General features: G+C 35.9%; 19 protein-coding genes. 5 read left to right on the forward strand and 14 right to left on the reverse strand.

Annotated features, from left to right (window positions below; genetic code table 11):
* Positions 1 to 325: 325 nt before the first annotated feature.
* From HMPREF2983_RS11495 to HMPREF2983_RS11550, 12 genes are all read right to left on the reverse strand, one after another.
* Positions 326 to 1,372 carry a glycosyltransferase gene (locus HMPREF2983_RS11495; protein ID WP_070668541.1) on the reverse strand — a complete coding sequence of 349 codons (1,047 nt, stop codon included), beginning with the start codon at positions 1,370 to 1,372 and terminating at the stop codon, positions 326 to 328.
* Complete coding sequence (locus tag HMPREF2983_RS11500; RefSeq protein ID WP_070668544.1) at positions 1,369 to 2,154, reverse strand: glycosyltransferase family 2 protein; 786 nt, start codon at positions 2,152 to 2,154, stop codon at positions 1,369 to 1,371. Before HMPREF2983_RS11500 ends, HMPREF2983_RS11495 begins: the two co-directional genes overlap by 4 nt.
* A gap of 52 nt (positions 2,155 to 2,206) precedes the next feature.
* The gene (locus HMPREF2983_RS11505; RefSeq protein WP_070668547.1) at positions 2,207 to 3,367 is read right to left on the reverse strand and encodes an EpsG family protein; all 1,161 of its coding nucleotides are present in this window, start codon (positions 3,365 to 3,367) and stop codon (positions 2,207 to 2,209) included.
* Positions 3,368 to 3,524: 157 nt separating this feature from the next.
* Positions 3,525 to 4,514 (reverse strand): acyltransferase family protein, encoded by a 990-nt coding sequence (locus HMPREF2983_RS11510; protein ID WP_070668550.1) that lies wholly within the window; start codon positions 4,512 to 4,514, stop codon positions 3,525 to 3,527.
* Positions 4,515 to 4,516: 2 nt separating this feature from the next.
* Entirely contained in the window at positions 4,517 to 5,365 is an 849-nt protein-coding gene (locus tag HMPREF2983_RS11515; RefSeq protein ID WP_246829406.1) for a hypothetical protein, read from the reverse strand.
* Between the two features lie 720 nt (positions 5,366 to 6,085).
* On the reverse strand, positions 6,086 to 7,021 hold the full coding sequence (locus HMPREF2983_RS11520; RefSeq protein WP_070668556.1) for a glycosyltransferase family 2 protein: 936 nt from the start codon (positions 7,019 to 7,021) through the stop codon (positions 6,086 to 6,088).
* A gap of 60 nt (positions 7,022 to 7,081) precedes the next feature.
* A complete protein-coding gene (locus HMPREF2983_RS11525; protein ID WP_070668557.1) occupies positions 7,082 to 8,206 on the reverse strand; it encodes a glycosyltransferase family 4 protein in 1,125 nt (374 codons plus the stop codon).
* Positions 8,203 to 9,213 (reverse strand): glycosyltransferase, encoded by a 1,011-nt coding sequence (locus HMPREF2983_RS11530; RefSeq protein ID WP_070668560.1) that lies wholly within the window; start codon positions 9,211 to 9,213, stop codon positions 8,203 to 8,205. The genes HMPREF2983_RS11525 and HMPREF2983_RS11530 overlap by 4 nt, the downstream gene beginning before the upstream one ends.
* Complete coding sequence (locus HMPREF2983_RS11535; RefSeq protein WP_246829407.1) at positions 9,201 to 9,707, reverse strand: acyltransferase; 507 nt, start codon at positions 9,705 to 9,707, stop codon at positions 9,201 to 9,203. Before HMPREF2983_RS11535 ends, HMPREF2983_RS11530 begins: the two co-directional genes overlap by 13 nt.
* Positions 9,708 to 10,005: 298 nt before the next feature.
* Entirely contained in the window at positions 10,006 to 11,544 is a 1,539-nt protein-coding gene (locus HMPREF2983_RS11540) for an MATE family efflux transporter (RefSeq protein ID WP_070668566.1), read from the reverse strand.
* 152 nt (positions 11,545 to 11,696) lie between these two features.
* Positions 11,697 to 12,542 carry an acyltransferase family protein gene (locus HMPREF2983_RS11545; protein ID WP_070668569.1) on the reverse strand — a complete coding sequence of 282 codons (846 nt, stop codon included), beginning with the start codon at positions 12,540 to 12,542 and terminating at the stop codon, positions 11,697 to 11,699.
* 393 nt (positions 12,543 to 12,935) lie between these two features.
* Positions 12,936 to 14,699, reverse strand: a complete 1,764-nt coding sequence (locus HMPREF2983_RS11550) for a phosphoethanolamine transferase (protein WP_168166211.1) — start codon at positions 14,697 to 14,699, stop codon at positions 12,936 to 12,938.
* 541 nt (positions 14,700 to 15,240) lie between these two features.
* Here HMPREF2983_RS11550 and HMPREF2983_RS11555 point away from each other — a divergent pair.
* The 4 genes from HMPREF2983_RS11555 to HMPREF2983_RS11570 all read left to right on the forward strand — a co-directional run bounded on the left by HMPREF2983_RS11555 (position 15,241) and on the right by HMPREF2983_RS11570 (position 16,997).
* A complete protein-coding gene (locus HMPREF2983_RS11555) occupies positions 15,241 to 15,672 on the forward strand; it encodes an acyl-CoA thioesterase (protein ID WP_004372405.1) in 432 nt (143 codons plus the stop codon).
* Positions 15,673 to 15,930: 258 nt separating this feature from the next.
* Positions 15,931 to 16,281, forward strand: coding sequence for a CD225/dispanin family protein (locus HMPREF2983_RS11560; RefSeq protein WP_004372401.1), 351 nt, complete (start codon positions 15,931 to 15,933; stop codon positions 16,279 to 16,281).
* Between the two features lie 2 nt (positions 16,282 to 16,283).
* Entirely contained in the window at positions 16,284 to 16,661 is a 378-nt protein-coding gene (locus HMPREF2983_RS11565) for a DUF2752 domain-containing protein (RefSeq protein ID WP_004376796.1), read from the forward strand.
* A 3-nt stretch (positions 16,662 to 16,664) separates the two neighbouring features.
* Entirely contained in the window at positions 16,665 to 16,997 is a 333-nt protein-coding gene (locus HMPREF2983_RS11570) for a TM2 domain-containing protein (protein WP_070668572.1), read from the forward strand.
* 140 nt (positions 16,998 to 17,137) lie between these two features.
* On the opposite strand, the gene HMPREF2983_RS11575 is transcribed toward HMPREF2983_RS11570, so the two are convergent.
* Together HMPREF2983_RS11575 and HMPREF2983_RS11580 are read right to left on the reverse strand one after the other, a co-directional pair.
* Complete coding sequence (locus HMPREF2983_RS11575) at positions 17,138 to 17,512, reverse strand: rhodanese-like domain-containing protein (RefSeq protein ID WP_070668574.1); 375 nt, start codon at positions 17,510 to 17,512, stop codon at positions 17,138 to 17,140.
* A 32-nt stretch (positions 17,513 to 17,544) separates the two neighbouring features.
* The gene (locus HMPREF2983_RS11580; protein WP_070668577.1) at positions 17,545 to 18,081 is read right to left on the reverse strand and encodes a hemerythrin domain-containing protein; all 537 of its coding nucleotides are present in this window, start codon (positions 18,079 to 18,081) and stop codon (positions 17,545 to 17,547) included.
* A 196-nt stretch (positions 18,082 to 18,277) separates the two neighbouring features.
* Here HMPREF2983_RS11580 and HMPREF2983_RS11585 point away from each other — a divergent pair, with 196 nt between their 5' ends.
* Positions 18,278 to 18,949, forward strand: a complete 672-nt coding sequence (locus HMPREF2983_RS11585) for a hypothetical protein (protein WP_231291711.1) — start codon at positions 18,278 to 18,280, stop codon at positions 18,947 to 18,949.
* The last annotated feature ends 503 nt before the right edge of the window (positions 18,950 to 19,452 follow it).

Raw genomic sequence — 19,452 nt, forward strand, 5'->3', positions numbered from 1 at the left:
AACAATGTTTCGGGATACCCCGACGAGTTGTTTTCTTGGAAAATGAGCCGTCGGGGAGTCCCGAAGCTCAAGAAATCTGAAAAACAGGCTTTCGGGGAGTCTCGAAACATATTTATCACTTATTAAATTACAGACTTATGAAAATCAGAACCATCCAAAAAGACAGGAGGGTGCGCCAAAGTTTTACTTTCTGACATACACCTGGACTTTTATACGCGGAAAAAGATTTACCGGACAGCAATAAAATTTAATAGAAATCGCTTCTTGAGACCACGAGCTAAAACGTCTTTTCCATGCTGCATATCCTTTCTATCTAATCCTGCTCTTAATATATAGCTTCTACTTTTTCAAATAATCGTTTTATCACTGCTTGCGGTGATAACCATTCTTCATAATAGGCTCGAGCTCCCTGTTCTAATTTCCTTCGATATACATCGTCAGAATTTATTTTCACTACAGCATCATATATCTCATCTATTGAAGCAACAAAGTGTATATTCTTACCATGTACCAACTCCTCTGGCATCTCACGTTTCAGAGGAGTTGAGATGATAGCCTTTCCCATACAAAGATATTCTGCAAGTTTCCATCCATGACACTCGCAAACAGAGGGAGTATTAAAAACAAAAGCACTCTCTTTCGTCTTTTTAATATAATCATCTATAGAAAGACGACTTTCATAAATAAAATCTTTATATTTCTCCTTGTATTTAGGGTAGTCAGGCATTTCCTCTAAGACGGCAGTGCCATTCACATAAAACAAACCTCCTTCTATCTCGACACCAGCCCTTTTACAAGCTTTCAAGAATTCTCCACGATACATATTTGTATCTGTTGCTGCAAACTTATTATACCACAATGTAGATGCATGAAAGATATAATTATTTCTTACCAAAGAAGGAGTTTCATAAAACAAAAGTTTACGCCGCCTAACATTCGTATATAAGTAATCCCGAAGGAATATTCGCAAAGGAATCTGCATAAACCGAAATCCTTTATAAAAATGCCATAACCCTTTTATGAATAAAGAAGACATAGTATAGAGGGATATACCAAATCCAGGACCGATTGCCAACAACTTTGCACAAGATTTTACCTGATCTGTCGTTGGGTTAACTTTAGCATATATATCACACCATTCATATCTAACCTTATCAATATGGGCAATATCCCCAAAGTCTATAATAATCTTATACTGATTATCGAGTAAGAAGGCCATCCCACAATTATACTCATACAGATCCTTGTATGATAACTCTATAAAAGGTCTTATATCATATTTAATTCTAACATTCCCCTCCAGCTGCAGTATACCATACAAGTAATAAGAAGAATAATTGAATTTTATTCTCGGATCAATTGTAATAATCATATTTTTATGAAGTTTTGCTTAAAACGGATATAATTCAAAAGAGCTTTCAATCTATACTTAATTGGAATATTCAACTGCATCATTTCTTTATAACACAAACAAGTGGCCTTGGGGCTATTGCGTCGTATTTCCGTTATTCGTGATGTCAATCCATCATCAAGATAGTCACGATAATAAATTATCTGTTCAAATACCTTTAATTTATATTTACATGCTATTCTATTCCAAACTAAGGCCTCGGGGACAAATCGTTCATCTTCATATTCTGGAAACGGATATTCGCGTAAGATCTCTGTTCTATAAACCTCACACATATCTCCTTTCACACCATATTTATATCGTAAATCTATTGTTGAACTAATAGTATTGAGACGTGGAGTTCCTATTACTTCTCCATTTCGATGAGCCATGTAACCACAAAGACCACCCAATGCCTCTTTACACTTAACATGATTCCACTGCAAAGCTACGGTATTCAAAGAATTATCGGGTAATTCATCATCCGAATCGAGTATCATAGTCAACTCTCCTCTTGCCAGCCTCACTCCCATATTTATTGCAGTATGTTTTCCTCCATTCACTTTTCTGTAATAACGAATAGGAAATCCTCCTACATTTTGGCTTCTTTGATATATTGACAAAAGTTTTATAGTGTCATCTGTTGACCCATCATCAATTATTAACCATTCAAAATCGTGATAGTGCTGTCTGCAAAGACTTTGATATATACAAGGCAAAAGTGACGCCCTATTAAATGTAGGAGTTAATACAGTTATCAACATGTTAAGAAAGTACTACTTTTTAATGGACAGCTATCGAATAGTTAAGGATCTACTACTCAAATAGATTATAAAACTTATCTCTATCATACAGCGTATCATATTCATATTGTTCATATACAGGGTCATTAGCTCTGTGCCCATTAGAAAAGAATGATTTATAAGGATATAATAGAATACCCCAAATAATAAGAATTCTAAAATAGAGGAAAATAGAAACCAATAAAGACAACGATGCAACGTCTTTAGTCCGTTTCTTCTGAGACATGTTGGAAAGTAATGCTATTACGCCGATAATCGAATACCATGCGATACGTCCACCATCCGTAGAGCGACAAAACAGCAGGAGAATGACACAAAACATGATATAGATATTCTGCAACAATAGACTACGCTTATCATTTTCAATAGCACTATAGTTTTTCAACAACACATAAAGGAACAAGACTGCTTCAGCAATATATTCAAATCTAATCTTCCCTGTAGCCGAATCTGCATACATAAGCGCCTTTGACGACGCAGTCTCTACCACATCTCCATAAAAAAGAAATAATCTTGAAGGCAATCCTGTTATCCCTATGAGAAATACTATTATCATAAAGTTTCTAACTTGCAGAGGACTGTATTTACGCAAAGGTAAAAACCATAAGATAGCAAAATAAATGGCAGAATTATGAATTAAGGCCGCAACAATAACCAAGATGAAGAATGGAAACCTCTTTCGCTGTATAGCATAGGGAAGAGACAACCAGCATACACTTGCAGCAAGTGCTTGTCGCATATAAGCAAACGTAAAGAAAAAGAGCAGTGCCTCGAACAGCATTAATCCAAAGAATGGATTTTTCACATTCTTATAAATAGAAAATGCAAACAGTGTATACATCAGCATCGTTGTAATGAAGATGAAGATATATCTATTTATTGTAAATCTTCCAATAGCAGCCATAACAAAGCTAAAAACTGGTTCATGATTGAAATGTAATTGAAAAGAATCATTAAAAATGCCCTCTCCTGCTTGTATTCTCTCTGCATAAGCTGTAAAAGCATCTGAATAGATATAACGGTCATAACCACCTAACATATCAGAGCAAGCAACAAATAGAGCCAACAATATAGCCACAGAGAAGAAAAAAAATGGAGAAACACGTTTGCCCTCTCTATTATAAGAAAAAGCCAGAACTGCGGTTATCAAGAAGATCAGTATATATATATACATATTTTAATTTTTAAATTATCTAAAGGAGGTCTTTATTAAATTCTGCTTTATCAACCTCTTAAAAACAAACAGGCCTTCTATCAGAATATTACATACATCATCCAAATCAACATAATTCCACTAACCGTATCAACGCCCACCAACCGTTCTTTCATCTCTAATACTGATTACCAAATAGGAAAAAGTTTATAATTTTACCGCGCTTCAACACTTGTATGAGAAAAACACATATAAGTACTGAAAACAAACCGATACATGGCACTATAACGAAATCTAACTGCATATCGGATACCAAAGTTTTATTTACATGGATATAATTTGCAAATATCCTTTGAAGAACTATAGACTGCAATCCATAAATTCCCAAGGTATATGTACCTATTTCAGCTAAGTTATTGATAAGCCAAGTCTGTTCTTTCAACCACTTACACACATAATAAGTACAACCAATCAGCGACAAAGAACCGGACAAGCCCGTAATATATTGCCGTGGAAGCTGCAAAGGATGATGAAAGAGCACTTCATAAGTAAGCACTTGTGGAACTATATGATCGCATAATAAAACAAATATAAGCAAAGAACTTATTGTCACTATCAAGCGATATCTTTCATAGGCTTTGGAATATGACCTGAGGAAAAATCCTGTCCAAAAGAATATCAACATCCAGTTAAACTGCAGGAAATATCCATGAGGAAACAATAATGCAAAAACTATTGAACCGATTGCGGTTACCAAATCATTCTTTCCTATACGCTTTGCAATATAAGTAAAGACAAAACAGCAAAACAATGTTTTCAGAAACCACATTCCACCGATTAATTCCAACTTTACTATTATCGAAAGATTAGGAACCTTCATAATATAACAGACAAATATAGTCAATAAAGTGATAGAAGCGGCAGGAACTAATAGTTGAATGGTCTTTTGTTTCAGGAAGACCAAGAATGTTTTCTGAAACGAATTCAAAGAGAAATACCCACACAGCAACATAAACAACGGCATGTGGAAAGAATATATCCAACGATTTAGAATTGAGGGAGAATCCATAGTTGCCAATCTATAAGAATGCCCGATGCATACCATCCAAATAGCAAGAAACTTAACCGTATCGAGATAAACAACTCGTTTGAATTTTCCTTTAACCATTCTTAAAGCTTTATTTCCTCGTAAGGAGCATTGTTCAACATGGCAGCCCGACGTGGGAAACCACTTCTGAACAACCGTTTATCTGTCATTTGATACACCTTCTTCGCATAACTCAACATAAAATAGTCTATAAAAGATTTCATATAAGCATCTTGACTCGCGTCAAAGGTGAAGCCCATGTGGACAACCATACCGGGAATAACATAGACATAATCAAGCACAGAAAGTCGGTCTAAGAACGTCTTACTGTCACTGGTCACCAAGACATGCTCATCAGGATATTTCGAATGCAGCTCCTTAACGCCTTTTATACATTTAAGAATATAAGCCTCTCTCTCCCGCTCCGGCAAGATTTCTCCGCCTTCCTTAAAATCTCCCAACAACTGTCTGAACCGAAAAGTCAATGAGATATATTGCTTTTTCCCTCCCAACTGGCCAAGATGATAATCAATATGCCTTTGCAGTTGTTCAGAAGGTTGAAAGAGTTCATTGAATAAAACACTGAATTTCTTATCCGCAATTGCCATATTTGAGTAGATATGGATTTGCTGATAAGGTTTTCTCAAATAGCAACGAAGAATTGTTCTTTGTGCAAATAGTTGCAAACAGTTACGAAGATTATGATGATAAGTCAGAAGCGTGCAAGGATAAACCTCCTCCGTATTCCAACAGATATCTTTCTCATCAATCTGCCAATCATACAGATTAGGCACTAAATAATCCTGCAAATGCAAAGGTTCAAAGACTATCTTAAAAGGCAGATTCCGGCGTTTACATTCTGCATAAACAGAGGTTATACCTCTGAGACGATCAGACAATCCACCCGAGAATGTCGTCTCCGGCTGCACCATGTAAATGATAGTTTTTCTGTCTTTGGCTCTACTTTTTCCCGTTTTCTTACGATGATACAAAGGCAGAAGCAATTGACGCCTGCACATATAATTATGACGTAATATTGGGGTAAAATATAAAAGAGGCAGAAAAAAATTGAATATCTTCTCTAACATCAATCTTACTGTTTAACAAAATCTATCAAATCCATCCATATAATTACATATAGTAAATTATATATGATAAGTTCTTAAAAATATTTACAATCTCTTTCACAAAACTCGCACATTTCAAATAAGACGCTACCTCGCCCTAAATAAGTGCTATTTTCCACGAGTTCGCAACTCATTGATTATTAAAACATTAGAAAAATTCACATGAAAACATGGCATAAAATCACATGAAAAAGCACTACAATCTGCATTGAGTTACGAGGCAATCTCTATGATTTTATCACACATTCTGACTCAATTGCCCCTGTCATCTGCATCAAGTTACGGCGTATAATGCCCCAAAATCTGCAGATGTCACAGTCAAACTGTAAAATCATTCCCCTTTTTTCATCTTTTATATTCTATAAGGCAGCAATCTGAAATGTTAAAATTCGGATAATAATACTTACAAAACCGACACGTTAAAGCAATCTTAAAAGTCATTTTGTATCTTGAAAATGAAGCTGTTCTATAGTTTAGATGCAACTTACAATCATCTGTAAACCTCAGAGAGACAGACCTAAGTCTCTACTTAAATATCCGAAATAGCTTGACCAACAGAAGATAAATCTTCTCATGATTGGCAAATATCAAGAACAAATCAGCTTTCCTACGCCCTGTTTTCCCAACCGGATAAACCCCTTTCTCCCTGAATATCTTGATGTCGTTATTTATCTCCTCCATGGTATAATCAATCGGGAAGAGACTGTAGAGATAGCCGGCTGCAGAGAAATTCATCCATTGTTCATAGGCGCAGCTATAGGATTGGTCACGATGACTATCTATAAACCTCTTGAAATTACAAATAGTCTCCCGGGAGTCGGCCACATTCCTTCTTGTATGTTCTGCATGCGCTTCTCGCATCACGGAATTTTCATTGTCATCGCAATAGACATATGCCTGCAGCGTAATCTGCTTGATATTTCCCAATAATGGATAGACCTGCATCAGGAAAAACCAGTCTTCTTGAGAATATCTTTGAGGGTCAAAACGGATATGAGCGTCTTCAATGACACTCCGTCTTATTATCTTCGTCCAAAGATAACCATTGATATATCCTTTTTGTATATATTCGGTGGCACTCCCTTCAAAAGGCGTAAACACACCGCCATTATATGAAACGCTCAACAAATCTATCGTGCTGTTCAGCTCCGAAAGAATGTGCCGAAGAGCGCCTTCGGCAATATAATCATCCGAATCGACAAACCAGATGAACTCTCCGCAAGCCTTATCTAAAAGATAATTCCGGGCTGCCCCCACACCTTCGTTATGCTTAGAAAACACCCTGATGTCATTCCACTTCTCAGCAAATTCATTGGCACATTGCAATGTAGTGTCTGTGGAACCATCATCTACAATGACGATTTCAATATCATCCTCTACTTGACTTAATATTGAATTCAGACATCGGGGAAGCCAACGTTCTACGTTGTAAGCAGGGATTAATATCGAAAGTTTTTTCATGCAACTACAGACTTTATTACGCTTATCATCAATAAAGATTTTAATTCTTCCTTGAATTCCTTACGAACTTACCAATTGATTATAAAGTTCAATCCACTCGGCAGCAATATTTTCAAGTTTAAACCTTTGGGATAACTCTAATGAACATCGTCCCATTTTCTGCCGTAAAGACTTATCAGCCATTAACTGCATGACACGATTAGCCATGGCATCAATATTACCAACTGGGCTGACTAAAAATCCATTTCCTCCATGCTCAACAATCTCACTCGGTCCACTGGGACAATCAAATGAAACGATTGGCAAGCCACATGCGCTTGCTTCTATGAGAACCAAGGGGAAGCCCTCTGCTCGTGATGACGAAACAATAAAAGAATGGTTCTGATATTCTTTAACAATATTAGAAGAAACTCCTTGTAAATGTAAAACATGAGATAACCCATTATCTTTAATTTGTACTTCTAACTCTTTTCGTAAAGGGCCATCTCCATATATATCTAATTTCCAATCAGGATACTCTTTATAAATTTGTTTCCATGCCTTTATTAAATAGTCAAAGCCTTTCTGGTAATCTAACCGTCCAACAGCTATAACACGCTTGCTTTTGCATTCAGATGAACCATCAACAAATATTGTCACTGGATTATAAATAGTGACAACCTTGTTAGTATATCGGAGCCATCTACGTAGATCCGTTTTAGATAACACTACGATTTTATCATATTTCCTTGCATAATATATCCTTCTCAGAGTTATAAGGTTAGCAATAAATCTAGATTTTATGTCTTTGCCTTTAATCCATGTGGTTTTAGCAATATCTATAGCAAAATGAAACCAAACAATCTTTTTACTTCCATCATGAATTTTAGGTAGGAAATCTAAATCTAATCCTCCTAATGATGTTACAACATCAAAATGTTCCGAAAACAAAAACTCCTTTAGACGCATCCAATATGCCTTTTTCACAGGAGCATAAAAAGTAAAACCACTAACATTAGGTACTACAACACCTAAATCAAAAGAATGCACTTTATTGTCTAACCGATAAAAGTAAGGTCTATCCTTTTGAAAAGCTGTAATAATGTACACCGTATAATTTTGAGATAAATGATTAGCAATGGTGGTGAGTATCCTCTCCATACCACCTGAATTATACATGGAATCTATGGTAAATGCTATTTTCACAATCTATTACGGAATTTAATGAGAAAATCAAACCATCGATAAGAAAATAACAATTTAGCCACCTTGTCCATTTTTCTTGATCTTGTTCTTCCATGTATTGGGATTAAGCCTAATTCTTTTGTCTTTTGTGAAATCTGTATTATAGAAGAAAAAGCAATATGATTTCTCAACTTCATCAACTGTAGAAACACAGAAACTACCAATGAATTTGATAATTGACAAAAATATTCTGCCAAAGCTGGAGACAAAGTATACTTATTTTCCAAATGTTTATAGCTATGTGCTATAACCAAATCTGAAAGGATTGATTTACACTTCTTATCATCATCCATCAGTCTATCTGTAGATATAGGATTCCAATAATACATATAGGTAACTATGTTAGTAAATTCTATTTCTGTAGCTACAGCAAAGCATCTTAAATTCATTTCAATATCTTCATGAATTATATTTGGTAAAAAGCTGATAGAATTCTTCTTTAAGAATTTTGCTAAATAAAATTTAGACCATACAGCTGCCGGAAGATAGTTATCTAATAGTAATTTTTCTCCTATATATTTTTCTCCTATAGCATATTTATATTTTGGTTGACATATACATTCTCCATTACAGTTCATAGCAGTATTACGACTTACCAAGATCTCTGGAGAATGGCCCATAAGAATATTACAAATATCTTTCAAAACTTTGGGATGAAAATAATCATCTATATCTACAAAGGTTATATACTTCCCTTTTGCTATACTCATTCCAAAGTTTCGTGCAGTACCTTGTCCACTATTAGGTTGATCTAATACAATAATATGACTATACTCCAGAGAGAGAGCATTACAAATATCTAATGATTTATCTTGTGATCCATCATTTATCAATATAATTTCATATAGTTCTTTACTTAATTCCTGTGATAGAATGGACTTAATACATCTCAAAATATATTTCTCTCCATTAAAAACAGGAATAATAATAGAGAGGAATAGGGATTCTACTTTTATTAAGCTTTCCATGAATAACCTCTCTTTATTATTTTAGCAGGTACACCTCCTATAAGACAATGTTCCTCACTAAATTTACCTGTAACTAAAGTTCCTTGAGCAACAACACACTCAGAAGCCACTTCTGTGTTCTTTGCAACAATAATATTTGATGTTAGCCACACATGCTTCCCTATCACAATAGTTCCTTCCAGAGGGCGCTCCGCTCCACTGTCAAAAGTATAATGTCCATCTGAAGTGTTTAACATGATGTTCCATCCCCACATATTATTATCTCCAACCTTAATCGAAGAAGTACACCTAATGAAACAATCCCCATTGCAAAAGAAATTACATCCTAACTCAACATTACCATTATCAATGATTAAACGGCTTCCTTTTGCCAAGGTTGTCAACCCTGAAATAATCAATTTTCCAGTTTCTGATATACTTAAAATCGATTGACAATTAGACTGCCCTATTGTACCATTAAATCCTATGATGAGACGTGCAGTATCATTCTTCAAGACTATTCCGCCTCTATGTATCTTTTTTACTCTTACACAAGGATGTATCAAGACGGGTCTCCTTACAGCTACCAGAAAGGGGAAAATCCGAAAACAAAATATTAAAGAGTATATATTATAGAATACTAACTGAAAGAGATTCATAGAAAAGAAAAAAGCTATTCATAACTCCGAGGTATCAATATTTTTCTTGCTTATCAAAACTTCACACTTAGATATTAGACAAGATAACATGCTACCATTAATGTAAACTAATAATCTTTTATATTCAGTGTTGGAAGTCTCTACATATGCAGTTTTATTTCTGCATATGTAACTTTTCCAAAATGTAATTTTTACAAACAGTCTTTGTGGTAATATCCAAAATGTACTTATAAGAGACTAAGCACGTATAAATAGTACAAACAAACAGAGTAATAAATAATTTTACCCAAGCATTAACAGGACACAATGCTATTCCCCATGCTACGATCCCTGTAGATAAGCATAAAGCCATTATTGGCAGTATTGAAGAAAAAACAAACTTATAAACTTCAAATTCTTCCAAATTCTTCTTCAAAACAAAAAGATAAACTATTGTTGAGATTGGCGATAATAAAAGATTTATAGCATAGGTAAGAATATAGGAATCCGTAAATCTCAGAACCAAATAGAAAATCCCAATAAAAGCAATATACATAATTCCTAAGATAATATTAAGTTTCTTAATATGTCCTGTTGCTGAAATTCCAAAACTAAGGAAAGGATTGAACCCATTAAAAATATTGGTTAGTAGCAGGACTTGACATATTTCAACTGCTCCCTTAGGAACATTATCCAGCCACAGATTCATCAATAAATCAAGGTTAAAATAGACAGGAACAATACTTAACAGGGACACAATGACCATAAATTTAGTTCCTACCTGTATTAAATAATTAAAACGGGAATAATTCCCCACCGCATACTCTTTTATAATTTGAGGACGAAAAGCTATTGTTATATTTCCTGTAAAAGCAGATAGAATTCCTTGAACCTGACCAGCTATTCCCGCAGCTGCATTCAATAATGTTCCAAAAAAACGATTTAAAAGCACATTCAGACCTTGTTGCATAAAAGTATTAGTAACACTACCAAACATACTCCAGAAAGAAAAGGCCATCATCTGCTTGAACAACTTCTTCTTAAAAGTTAGAAGAAGAGTGCACTCTTCAAAATTTTTCTTACAGTAATACCGATAATAAAGCAAAAATGCAATAGATAATACAACATAGAGTACACTATATAAAATTAAATGATCAATAATAGTAGTTATAAGAACGACAAAGGCAATTCCTAATTTTAGGATAGCATTGAGAATTTGCAAATAGGCAAAAGTTCCCATCTTCTCATGAGAATTTATGGAAGCATCATAAGGAACCTGCGTTATACTTAATGCCGTACTTACAACCGCAGACTGAAAGACCCAATTAGCAGCCACCATTCGGTCTAAAGGAATAACAAGCTGTGTATTAACAAACCACAACCCCAATGTTTCCGCTATCAGTAGAAAAACTATAGCCAGAATAAGATGGATATAATAAGCTGTGGAGAATGCTGTCTGAAGGACAATAGGGGTATCTTTTCCTAAAGAATATGTCAAAAAACGAGAGGTTGCATTTCCTAATGACCCAGTCAGAACATTAATCATTACAATTACACCGCCAACGACGTTATAAATGCCATAATCAGATACACCTAATGCCTTTAATACTATTCGGGAACTATAAAAGCTAATTGCTAATGTAAAAAACATGCGAACATATAACATAGTCGCATTCTTAGCAATCAATTTGTTACCTGACATTTCTTGTGACATTCTTATATGCCTTATTTACTGCAAGTGAAGATACCCTTAAAAGTGTCCATACACGTATTTCCTTATAAGATTACTTTGCTTTAATAGCTTCCCTGAATATATGCATAAGAGAGAGATACCAGAGGCAAATACAACCAACATAATACTTTCGATCAATATATTTCCTGTACTCTTAAACCACAAAGCAAGTCCACGAAGGTTGATGATAAGGAAGAAGAAATAGTGCAGAACATAAACATCCAAAGAATTTTCCCTATAAATGCCAAAACTTTCTCCATATAAGAATCATCATTTTCTCTCTTTTTGAACACATATAAAATAACAATAAGAATAAGTATTATCAGTATCTGAATGAAATGATTGAATACACCTTCATGAAACATAACATATACCGGGATAAATGATAATAAAGCAATCGTAAATAACCAATTGTTATTCACCAACCATTCCATCCAATTATATTTCCTGACAAAATACCCGAGTATGAAAAAAGGATAATTTGCCCGACACAATCCCAAACTTAATAAATCCACAGAATTTGAAGGCAGATGTTTAACTGCTATAGATAAAATAAAGTAGACTACAAATGGAATAATAAATTCAATCCATTTATTCTTGGCTGATTTCTGCAAAGTAAGCAAACAATAGAACATTGCAAGCACCATCAAATACCAATAACCATTCTTAAACTCATTAATAAGAGCACTTTCTATTGTCCCGTTGCTCACATAGGTATATATCCCACCAAAGAATACGAAAGGAAGTAAGAAACGATAACACTTCTTAGCTAATTTCTTACAATTTGGGGGAGTTTGGATTACAAAACCTGATAAGAACATGAACAAAGGCATGTGAAACGTACTCACAAAAGCCAAATTGATATCCTGTACAGCAATATCCCAAGTGTCATACATCGTGAAACATACGATATGTCCCAATACGACACATAGCATTGCAAAGCCTTTTAATCGGTCAATATACTCGAAATGTAATGTCATACTTCAATTATATGAATCTAAAAGAAAAATTATGTGTCTCTCTATGTTCTACATCAGGAACAGTTTTCCAGTCACCATACATGGTTTTCAAAAATTCATCTACATTATTAGGTACCAGAAAGAATTTTAGCTCAGTTTAATTCTTCCATGACAAGTTAGCCTCCTACACCAACCAAAGATAGTACAAACGAGCTGCTGAGAAAAAGGAATATCAGGAACTCCAAGCAGCTATACTCTGAATTATTTTAGCTTTGAGCATAATAATAATTTTGCCGTACATACAGACCTCTATCCAAAAAGTAATTTTAAATGGTTCTTTTCCGTTAAATTATTCATATGTTTCGAAGCCCTTTACAACAGAGATAACTTGATTATAAATAACAGTTTCATAACCTATCTATTGAATCTAAGAGTATCATAATTAAGATCACCATTAATTTTCCTAATTTTGGCTTTATACTTATCACTAAGAATACAACGATCCTCTATATAATATTTGCTACTGACAAAGCCCAACTTAAACAGTACTTGACATATATTATCTGAACAAAGAGGTTTATTAGTACAACTTGGTATATTACACAACAAATCTACATTCTTACGTTTAAATCTGTCAGAACACCATATAATCATTGGAATATCATATTGATATTTTACAAAGTCCGAACACATTCGTCCTCCAACTCTGCCTTGTGAATCCCTATAATCATAAACTTCTTCACCATGATCTGACAGATATACCAAAACCGTGTTAGTATTATTAAAATAATCAAATAGGTCTTTTAATATAAAATCATTGTAACGAGTTGCATTATCATAATTGGCAATAGATTGTTTTTTCTCATCGTTTATGTATTTCTGTATTGCTTTTATATCCGAAATCTTAAAATAATTCCATTTCCGATTATTAGGGAATCTTTCTTTAGCATTTATATGTTGTCCCATTAGGTGGAAAATAAATAAATTGTGCTTATTCAGTTTTTGCTTCACAATGTTTTTCTTAAAATCTTCAATAAGTTCAGCATCATAAAGAAAACTCTTTTTGTTTGTTTTCGTATAAGCAAGTTTTTGTATAACCGGCTGGTAAAGAAGGGTATTAAGTGCAAAGGAAGCACCCGTCCCATCATAAACATTCTTTTGGTTGTCCCAAAAGAAGACCTTATATCCTGCATTTTTAAATATTGCAGGGAAATAAGGGAAATCATACCATTTTTCCCCATCAGAGAGACTATTAGTACTCATCATGTTTCTTATTGCAGCACTCGTATAATTATAAGGTGACATCACATTATTGAATACAAACAAATTCCCCCTATCCCGCTCTTTTTGCATATTAGGAGTAGTTTGTAAGTAATAACCATACACACTCGAATGATATTTTATAAACGACTCTCCTATTACGAACACAACATTTAAACTATCATCCGATACAATCTTTCCTCCCGCATTTTCTGTTGCAATAACTTCTCGCTCCATCTCGTTAGAAGAGACACTAACAGATCTACAGGCAGCCAACAAATTTGTAAAAGGATCATTAGGGTTACAGAACTTATTGCCACTCCATATACAGACCTCATCGGTTGTATGCATATTAAGCAAATCCACATACGTTCTTCCATAAAAGACCGAAGTTAAAAGCAACAAGAAAACACAACCGCCAATATATACACATAACCTCTCCGTAAAAAACTTATTTTTATATCTTTTATAGAGTTTCTCTAAAAAGATAATAGCACAGACCAATAAAACAGCAATGGATACAAAAAGAGAGAAATCCCAACTGAATAAAAATGTTTTAATAAATTCACTGCTTTCATTGGGTGTAGTTTCATATAGAAGTGTAAGCAACTTAGCAGATATATGAAAACCAAAAAAGACAAGAAGAAACGTCTCTAAGAAGAAGAACAACAAAAAGAAACCATAAATAAAAGGTTTGGTCCATCTCCTAAAAACAATTATACAGCTAAGAATGTATGCCATAGAAAAATAGATAGCATACCTTCCAAACAAATTGCCATAACCTACTTGGGGATCAAAAGTTAACAGTCTCCCATGAAGATTACGCAAGGTATCCGAACCCATTAATAATATGTATATAACGATAAATGGAAATTCCTCAATAATAGGGAATCCTAAGTATTTTAATATCTTCTTCAAATCAATAACATTGGCTAAGTGTACAAAAATGCATACAACTTCACCTCCCCACCGACAAGTCATCAGGGGGGGAATGATATCATGCAGTTATCCGCATCTGACTGATAATTTAATACCAAAAGTCCGCAGTAGCTACTATAGTGAATACAAACACCATAAGCATGAATCGTAAGTTGACAGATTATGCGTAATTTAGTCTACAAAGATAAACTTTTATTATGAATACGACAAATTTATCCATAAGAAAACGAAATATTGACGAAAACAGACAATACAAACAAAGTTTAACAAGCTATTAAAAAAGCAAACGCACACAATACAGTTTCATTCTCAAACGACCTCATACACCAAAGACACAAGCTTCTGAAAGCTCCAACTGTCGTTTTATAAAGCAGCACCCATATTCTCAACGAAATCTCAAATCAAGTGGGAAATATTTGTATATGTCAGGAAAAAATGCGAATATTGCAACTGAAAACGGACAACGGACACTCGTCCGCTCTCCAACAGCATTATCAACAGAAAGAAATATCTTTGGGAAATGGAACAGACAGAATTTCATCATAAACTGCAAATTCAATTGAGATTTACCGATGCCGATCAGTTCGGACACATCAACAACACGGCCTATTTCCAATATTATGACACAGCAAAGATTGACTATGTGCGCAAAGTGTGCAACATTCCCAAAGGCAATCATGCCATTTTTGCAGTTCATGTAGAAGCCGACTTCCTCGCCCAGGTGCACAGTACCGACCGAGTTGAGGTGCAAACTGCCATTACCGAGATTGGAACAAAGAGTTTCACGCTTATCCAACGCCTTGTAGATATTGACACACAAGAAGTGAAATGCATCGGTCGCACTGTCATGGTAGCCTTTGATCTTGAACGGAACGAGTCTATTCCCATGCTGCCCGAATGGATTGATGCCATTTGCAAGTTCGAGGGGCGCGATGTAAGGAGAAAGCCTTGAATGGGCAAGCTATCCGGCAATTAATCTATTTTACAGATTTTCCACGCATCATTTGTGAGAGCCGCAAATAATGATTAACTTTGCGAAATCATTCATTATCTGAATGAATATGCCGGAGGCAAAGACTTATACAAGGTATGACCGTCGGGCAAGAAAACAGAATACAAATGCTCTGTAAACGAACAAAAAAGCAGCATGGGCAGATAGTGGAGACATGCACATGCTTGTATAACAACAGTCTCCAACAACATTAAACACATGGACAACGAACAACTCAACGAGCAAAATTTCACACCTCAACAGGAAGCTCAAATCGAAAATGAAGTAAAAGCCGCATGCCAGGAAACCACACCTCCTATGCCTAAACCCAACAACAACCTTGCACTTGCCATCTTCACAACCGTGTGTTGCTGCCTTCCTTTTGGCATTGTTGCCATTATCAAGGCCAGCAAAGTCGACAGCCTCTATGCAACAGGACATTATCAGGAAGCAATCGCTGAAGCTGAAACTGCCAAGAAATACAGCACTTACGGCATTGTCTTTGGCTTTATTATTGGGGCCATTTATACTATTCTGCAATTCTTCTTGGCCTACTCTAAAATGCACTGATTGTGAGTAAGATAAAAATTGGGGCAGTCATCTCTGCGGTGGCTGTCGCAATCTTGGCTCTATACATCGCCAATCCTTCATCTTATCAGCTTTGGCCCAAATGCCCTTTCAAACTTCTTACCGGGCTTGATTGCCCTTCATGTGGCATACAACGCTTTTTCCATGCCTTTCTGCATGGAGACTTTTTGCATGCTATCGCCTACAATTATTATCTGATTTACGCCCTGCCCTATGCACTTTCGTTCCTCGTAGCGATGGCCCTACCGCAAGGAAAATATAAAAACAGTCTGAAAAAAATCATTGAAAGCAAACCTGCCGTATGGCTTTATGTCATTACATTCTTTGCATGGCTGATTGTCAGAAACCTCTATCACATTTGAAACATGGAACAAAATCAAGTAGAACAACTCATTTGCATCTACGCCAGTCGCCTGCCCCTGATGTCACTCGATAGCATCAAAAACCAACTGACACAAATGGACTACAGCCATGCCAGCTTGTTTATGTCACAGTTGAAAGACCCAACCATCAGTATCATTCTTTCAATTCTCACAGGCCATTTAGGTATCGACCGCCTCTACGTCGGTGATATTGGCTTGGGCATTCTGAAGCTATTCACCTGCGGAGGATTGGGCGTTTGGTGGCTGATTGACATTTTCATCATCATGGACAGAACTAAAGCGGTCAATCTCCAAACCTTTTTAAACCACAAATAAAAGGGCTGAAAAGCTCCTGTCGCTCCTAAAAGAGAAAGAAAAGGCAAACCGCTTTATCGAGATTTCTCTGCCTTTTCTTTTCTGAAGCGGGGCTTACAAGCCACATGCTTAAAGCCCACCGACAACGAAATATCCTTTTATCATTTTTCTGTTACAGGATAGCTCTCTATTCCACCTTTTAGATTAACCACCTTAAATCCCATTCCCACAAGAATATTTGCCGCCGTCATACTGCGTCTTCCAGAACGACAATAAACATATGCTGGCTTTGAATTATCCAGCATTTTCCCTGCTTTTTCCTTGAAATCGGGTTGCAGGACATCGATATTCACCGCATAAAGAATATGCCGGGTGGCATATTCGCCGGCCGTACGTACATCAACAAGTTGCACACTGTCTTTCGTAATTGCCGATTGAAAGGTCTTTGCGTCCACACTTGTGATATTCTCATTCTGGGCACATGCAGTCAATGCCGAACCCAACAAAGCACCTAAAAACATCTTGATCTTATTCATTTCTATATTCAATTATTCATAAATTAATCCCTTTACTCTACCGCCAGCCCCTCAAGTTTCAATGCCATTGGAAACACAACTTCGTTTTCAAGTGCAACATGTTCGTCAAGTCCTTGGCGAAACTGCTTCAGAAGTTGCATCGCTTCAACGTAATCTTCATCTGCACCTTCGGGAGCTTTATAATTATCGGTCAATTCAGCGATACGATTATGCCGGTCGAGTTCATCACTGTGATCAGCCATCATCACGCCTATAGGCCCTTGAATTGTGCCGCAATGGAATGGTGTAACCGTTTGTCCGATACTGTGTGCACTGAACATTTCAAGGATATAAGGATAGAGCACACGCTCTTCTTTCGTGCAATGTGTATCCAAATCGTAAAGCGAATTGCGAAAATGATCCGTCACTTTCAACAGATTTGGATTGTCTTCCCGGTGTGCCTCAGCCACTTCTATCAGCTTGTTGAGGATAACAGGCCCTTGTTCGCGCGTCCCCCGATGATGCACTTTCAACACATAGTCAACCAGTAAATCAAGTGGCCACTGCTCAAATGGATAAATAGAATTCATTGTTTTATACCTTTATTTATTATAGGTGCAAAGGTAAATAAATCCCCAACAAAATGAAGTAACAATTGTGTCCGAAAACCGGTTAATAATGGTTAAGGTATGTTTTATAACATATATATGTCACATTTCAAAGTAATTCATTCTTTCATCAAATTAAAAATCGTTACCTTTGGCAAAAACAATGGAGGACACTAATATGAAAAAGATAACCGCAGAGAATTTTGATGAGCTTTATGTCGACAAGATTGAGTTGGCAGAAATCGACAAATTTGTATGCAACGAGATGAGCCGACAGATTCATCGCTATATTAAAGGCATGTCAGGTTCAAAGACTATCATGCTTAAATTCGAGGAATCACTGTCTAAATTAAGTATTCCGGAGAAAGAAAAAGCTATTGCCCGCTATATCGATTTGAACCGAAAAGCCATCAGCGGACTTGATTGGAAGATGGTCATCACGCGTGCAGCTGCCAACTATTGCGACACCTACAGTTACTGGCATCGAATGATTAACAATCCCCGAAAGATTGTAGCTTACCTGCAACGCATCAAGAAGAAATACATCAAATTCCACGAAGTGTTTGAGGAAAACGGGAAGTTTGGCATCAAAGACCATGAAGGAAACATCCTCGTTCACCCGCTTTACGATTTTCTCCGCACGCCCTACGTCTATGTCGATGACCTCTGCATGATGCCTGTCATCGCAGAGAAGAATGGGAAAATGGGACTTATTCTGCCCGATGGAAAAGACACCATAATTGCCGAATTCATTTATGATGACATGCAATTGCGCAGTGAACCGCCTTACTTCGAAGCCATTCAAGGGAAAAAACATACACTGATTGACAGATATGGAAAGAAAAGATAAAAGCCAACAAGCCTTCTGCGCCCTCTCCATTTGGAGCGGGCGCAATTGTTTTTCCCTACTTCATATGTCATAAAAAGCCTTTGCCTGCTCCTTATATTTTGTAAGAATAAACTACAAATAAAACGGTACTGATTTTCGGAGCAAATAGAAATGAGAAATAAAAATATAAGACATTTCTCTATCATTTCATGCACATAAAATCACCATATCCCTCACTTGAAGTTGCAACATGAGTCATTTCAGACTGCCAAATGATGCATTTCACAGCCCAAAACAATACAGATTACGAGGTAATCTCACGTTATTTTGCAGCATTTCTCCATATCAAATGATGGCAACACTCGCCAAAGAATACATAATAACATGATTGTCAATGCTTTGATTAAACCACTCAAAAATCGCGTATTTGAAGCCAGAGAGGTTTTTATTCAGAATGAAGGCACTCCTGAAAGGCCTTTTGTCAAATAAAGCGTCTGAATTTCATCACAGTTCAAGAAGCCTTA

This window comes from Prevotella sp. HMSC077E09 (assembly GCF_001814685.1).
Taxonomy (GTDB): Bacteria; Bacteroidota; Bacteroidia; order Bacteroidales; family Bacteroidaceae; genus Prevotella; species Prevotella oris.

Bases quoted from the DNA above. Each gene is read 5' to 3' on its own strand.
- HMPREF2983_RS11575 (WP_070668574.1), bottom strand. From the start codon at position 17,512: ATGAATAAGATCAAGATGTTTTTAGGTGCTTTGTTGGGTTCGGCATTG.
- HMPREF2983_RS11540 (WP_070668566.1), bottom strand. From the start codon at position 11,544: ATGTCACAAGAAATGTCAGGTAACAAATTGATTGCTAAGAATGCGACT.
- HMPREF2983_RS11495 (WP_070668541.1), bottom strand. From the start codon at position 1,372: ATGATTATTACAATTGATCCGAGAATAAAATTCAATTATTCTTCTTAT.
- HMPREF2983_RS11585 (WP_231291711.1), top strand. From the start codon at position 18,278: ATGAAAAAGATAACCGCAGAGAATTTTGATGAGCTTTATGTCGACAAG.
- HMPREF2983_RS11530 (WP_070668560.1), bottom strand. From the start codon at position 9,213: ATGGAAAGCTTAATAAAAGTAGAATCCCTATTCCTCTCTATTATTATT.
- HMPREF2983_RS11520 (WP_070668556.1), bottom strand. From the start codon at position 7,021: ATGAAAAAACTTTCGATATTAATCCCTGCTTACAACGTAGAACGTTGG.
- HMPREF2983_RS11580 (WP_070668577.1), bottom strand. From the start codon at position 18,081: ATGAATTCTATTTATCCATTTGAGCAGTGGCCACTTGATTTACTGGTT.
- HMPREF2983_RS11500 (WP_070668544.1), bottom strand. From the start codon at position 2,154: ATGTTGATAACTGTATTAACTCCTACATTTAATAGGGCGTCACTTTTG.
- HMPREF2983_RS11515 (WP_246829406.1), bottom strand. From the start codon at position 5,365: ATGGTGCAGCCGGAGACGACATTCTCGGGTGGATTGTCTGATCGTCTC.
- HMPREF2983_RS11545 (WP_070668569.1), bottom strand. From the start codon at position 12,542: ATGACATTACATTTCGAGTATATTGACCGATTAAAAGGCTTTGCAATG.
- HMPREF2983_RS11510 (WP_070668550.1), bottom strand. From the start codon at position 4,514: ATGGTTAAAGGAAAATTCAAACGAGTTGTTTATCTCGATACGGTTAAG.
- HMPREF2983_RS11555 (WP_004372405.1), top strand. From the start codon at position 15,241: ATGGAACAGACAGAATTTCATCATAAACTGCAAATTCAATTGAGATTT.
- HMPREF2983_RS11560 (WP_004372401.1), top strand. From the start codon at position 15,931: ATGGACAACGAACAACTCAACGAGCAAAATTTCACACCTCAACAGGAA.
- HMPREF2983_RS11505 (WP_070668547.1), bottom strand. From the start codon at position 3,367: ATGTATATATATATACTGATCTTCTTGATAACCGCAGTTCTGGCTTTT.
- HMPREF2983_RS11570 (WP_070668572.1), top strand. From the start codon at position 16,665: ATGGAACAAAATCAAGTAGAACAACTCATTTGCATCTACGCCAGTCGC.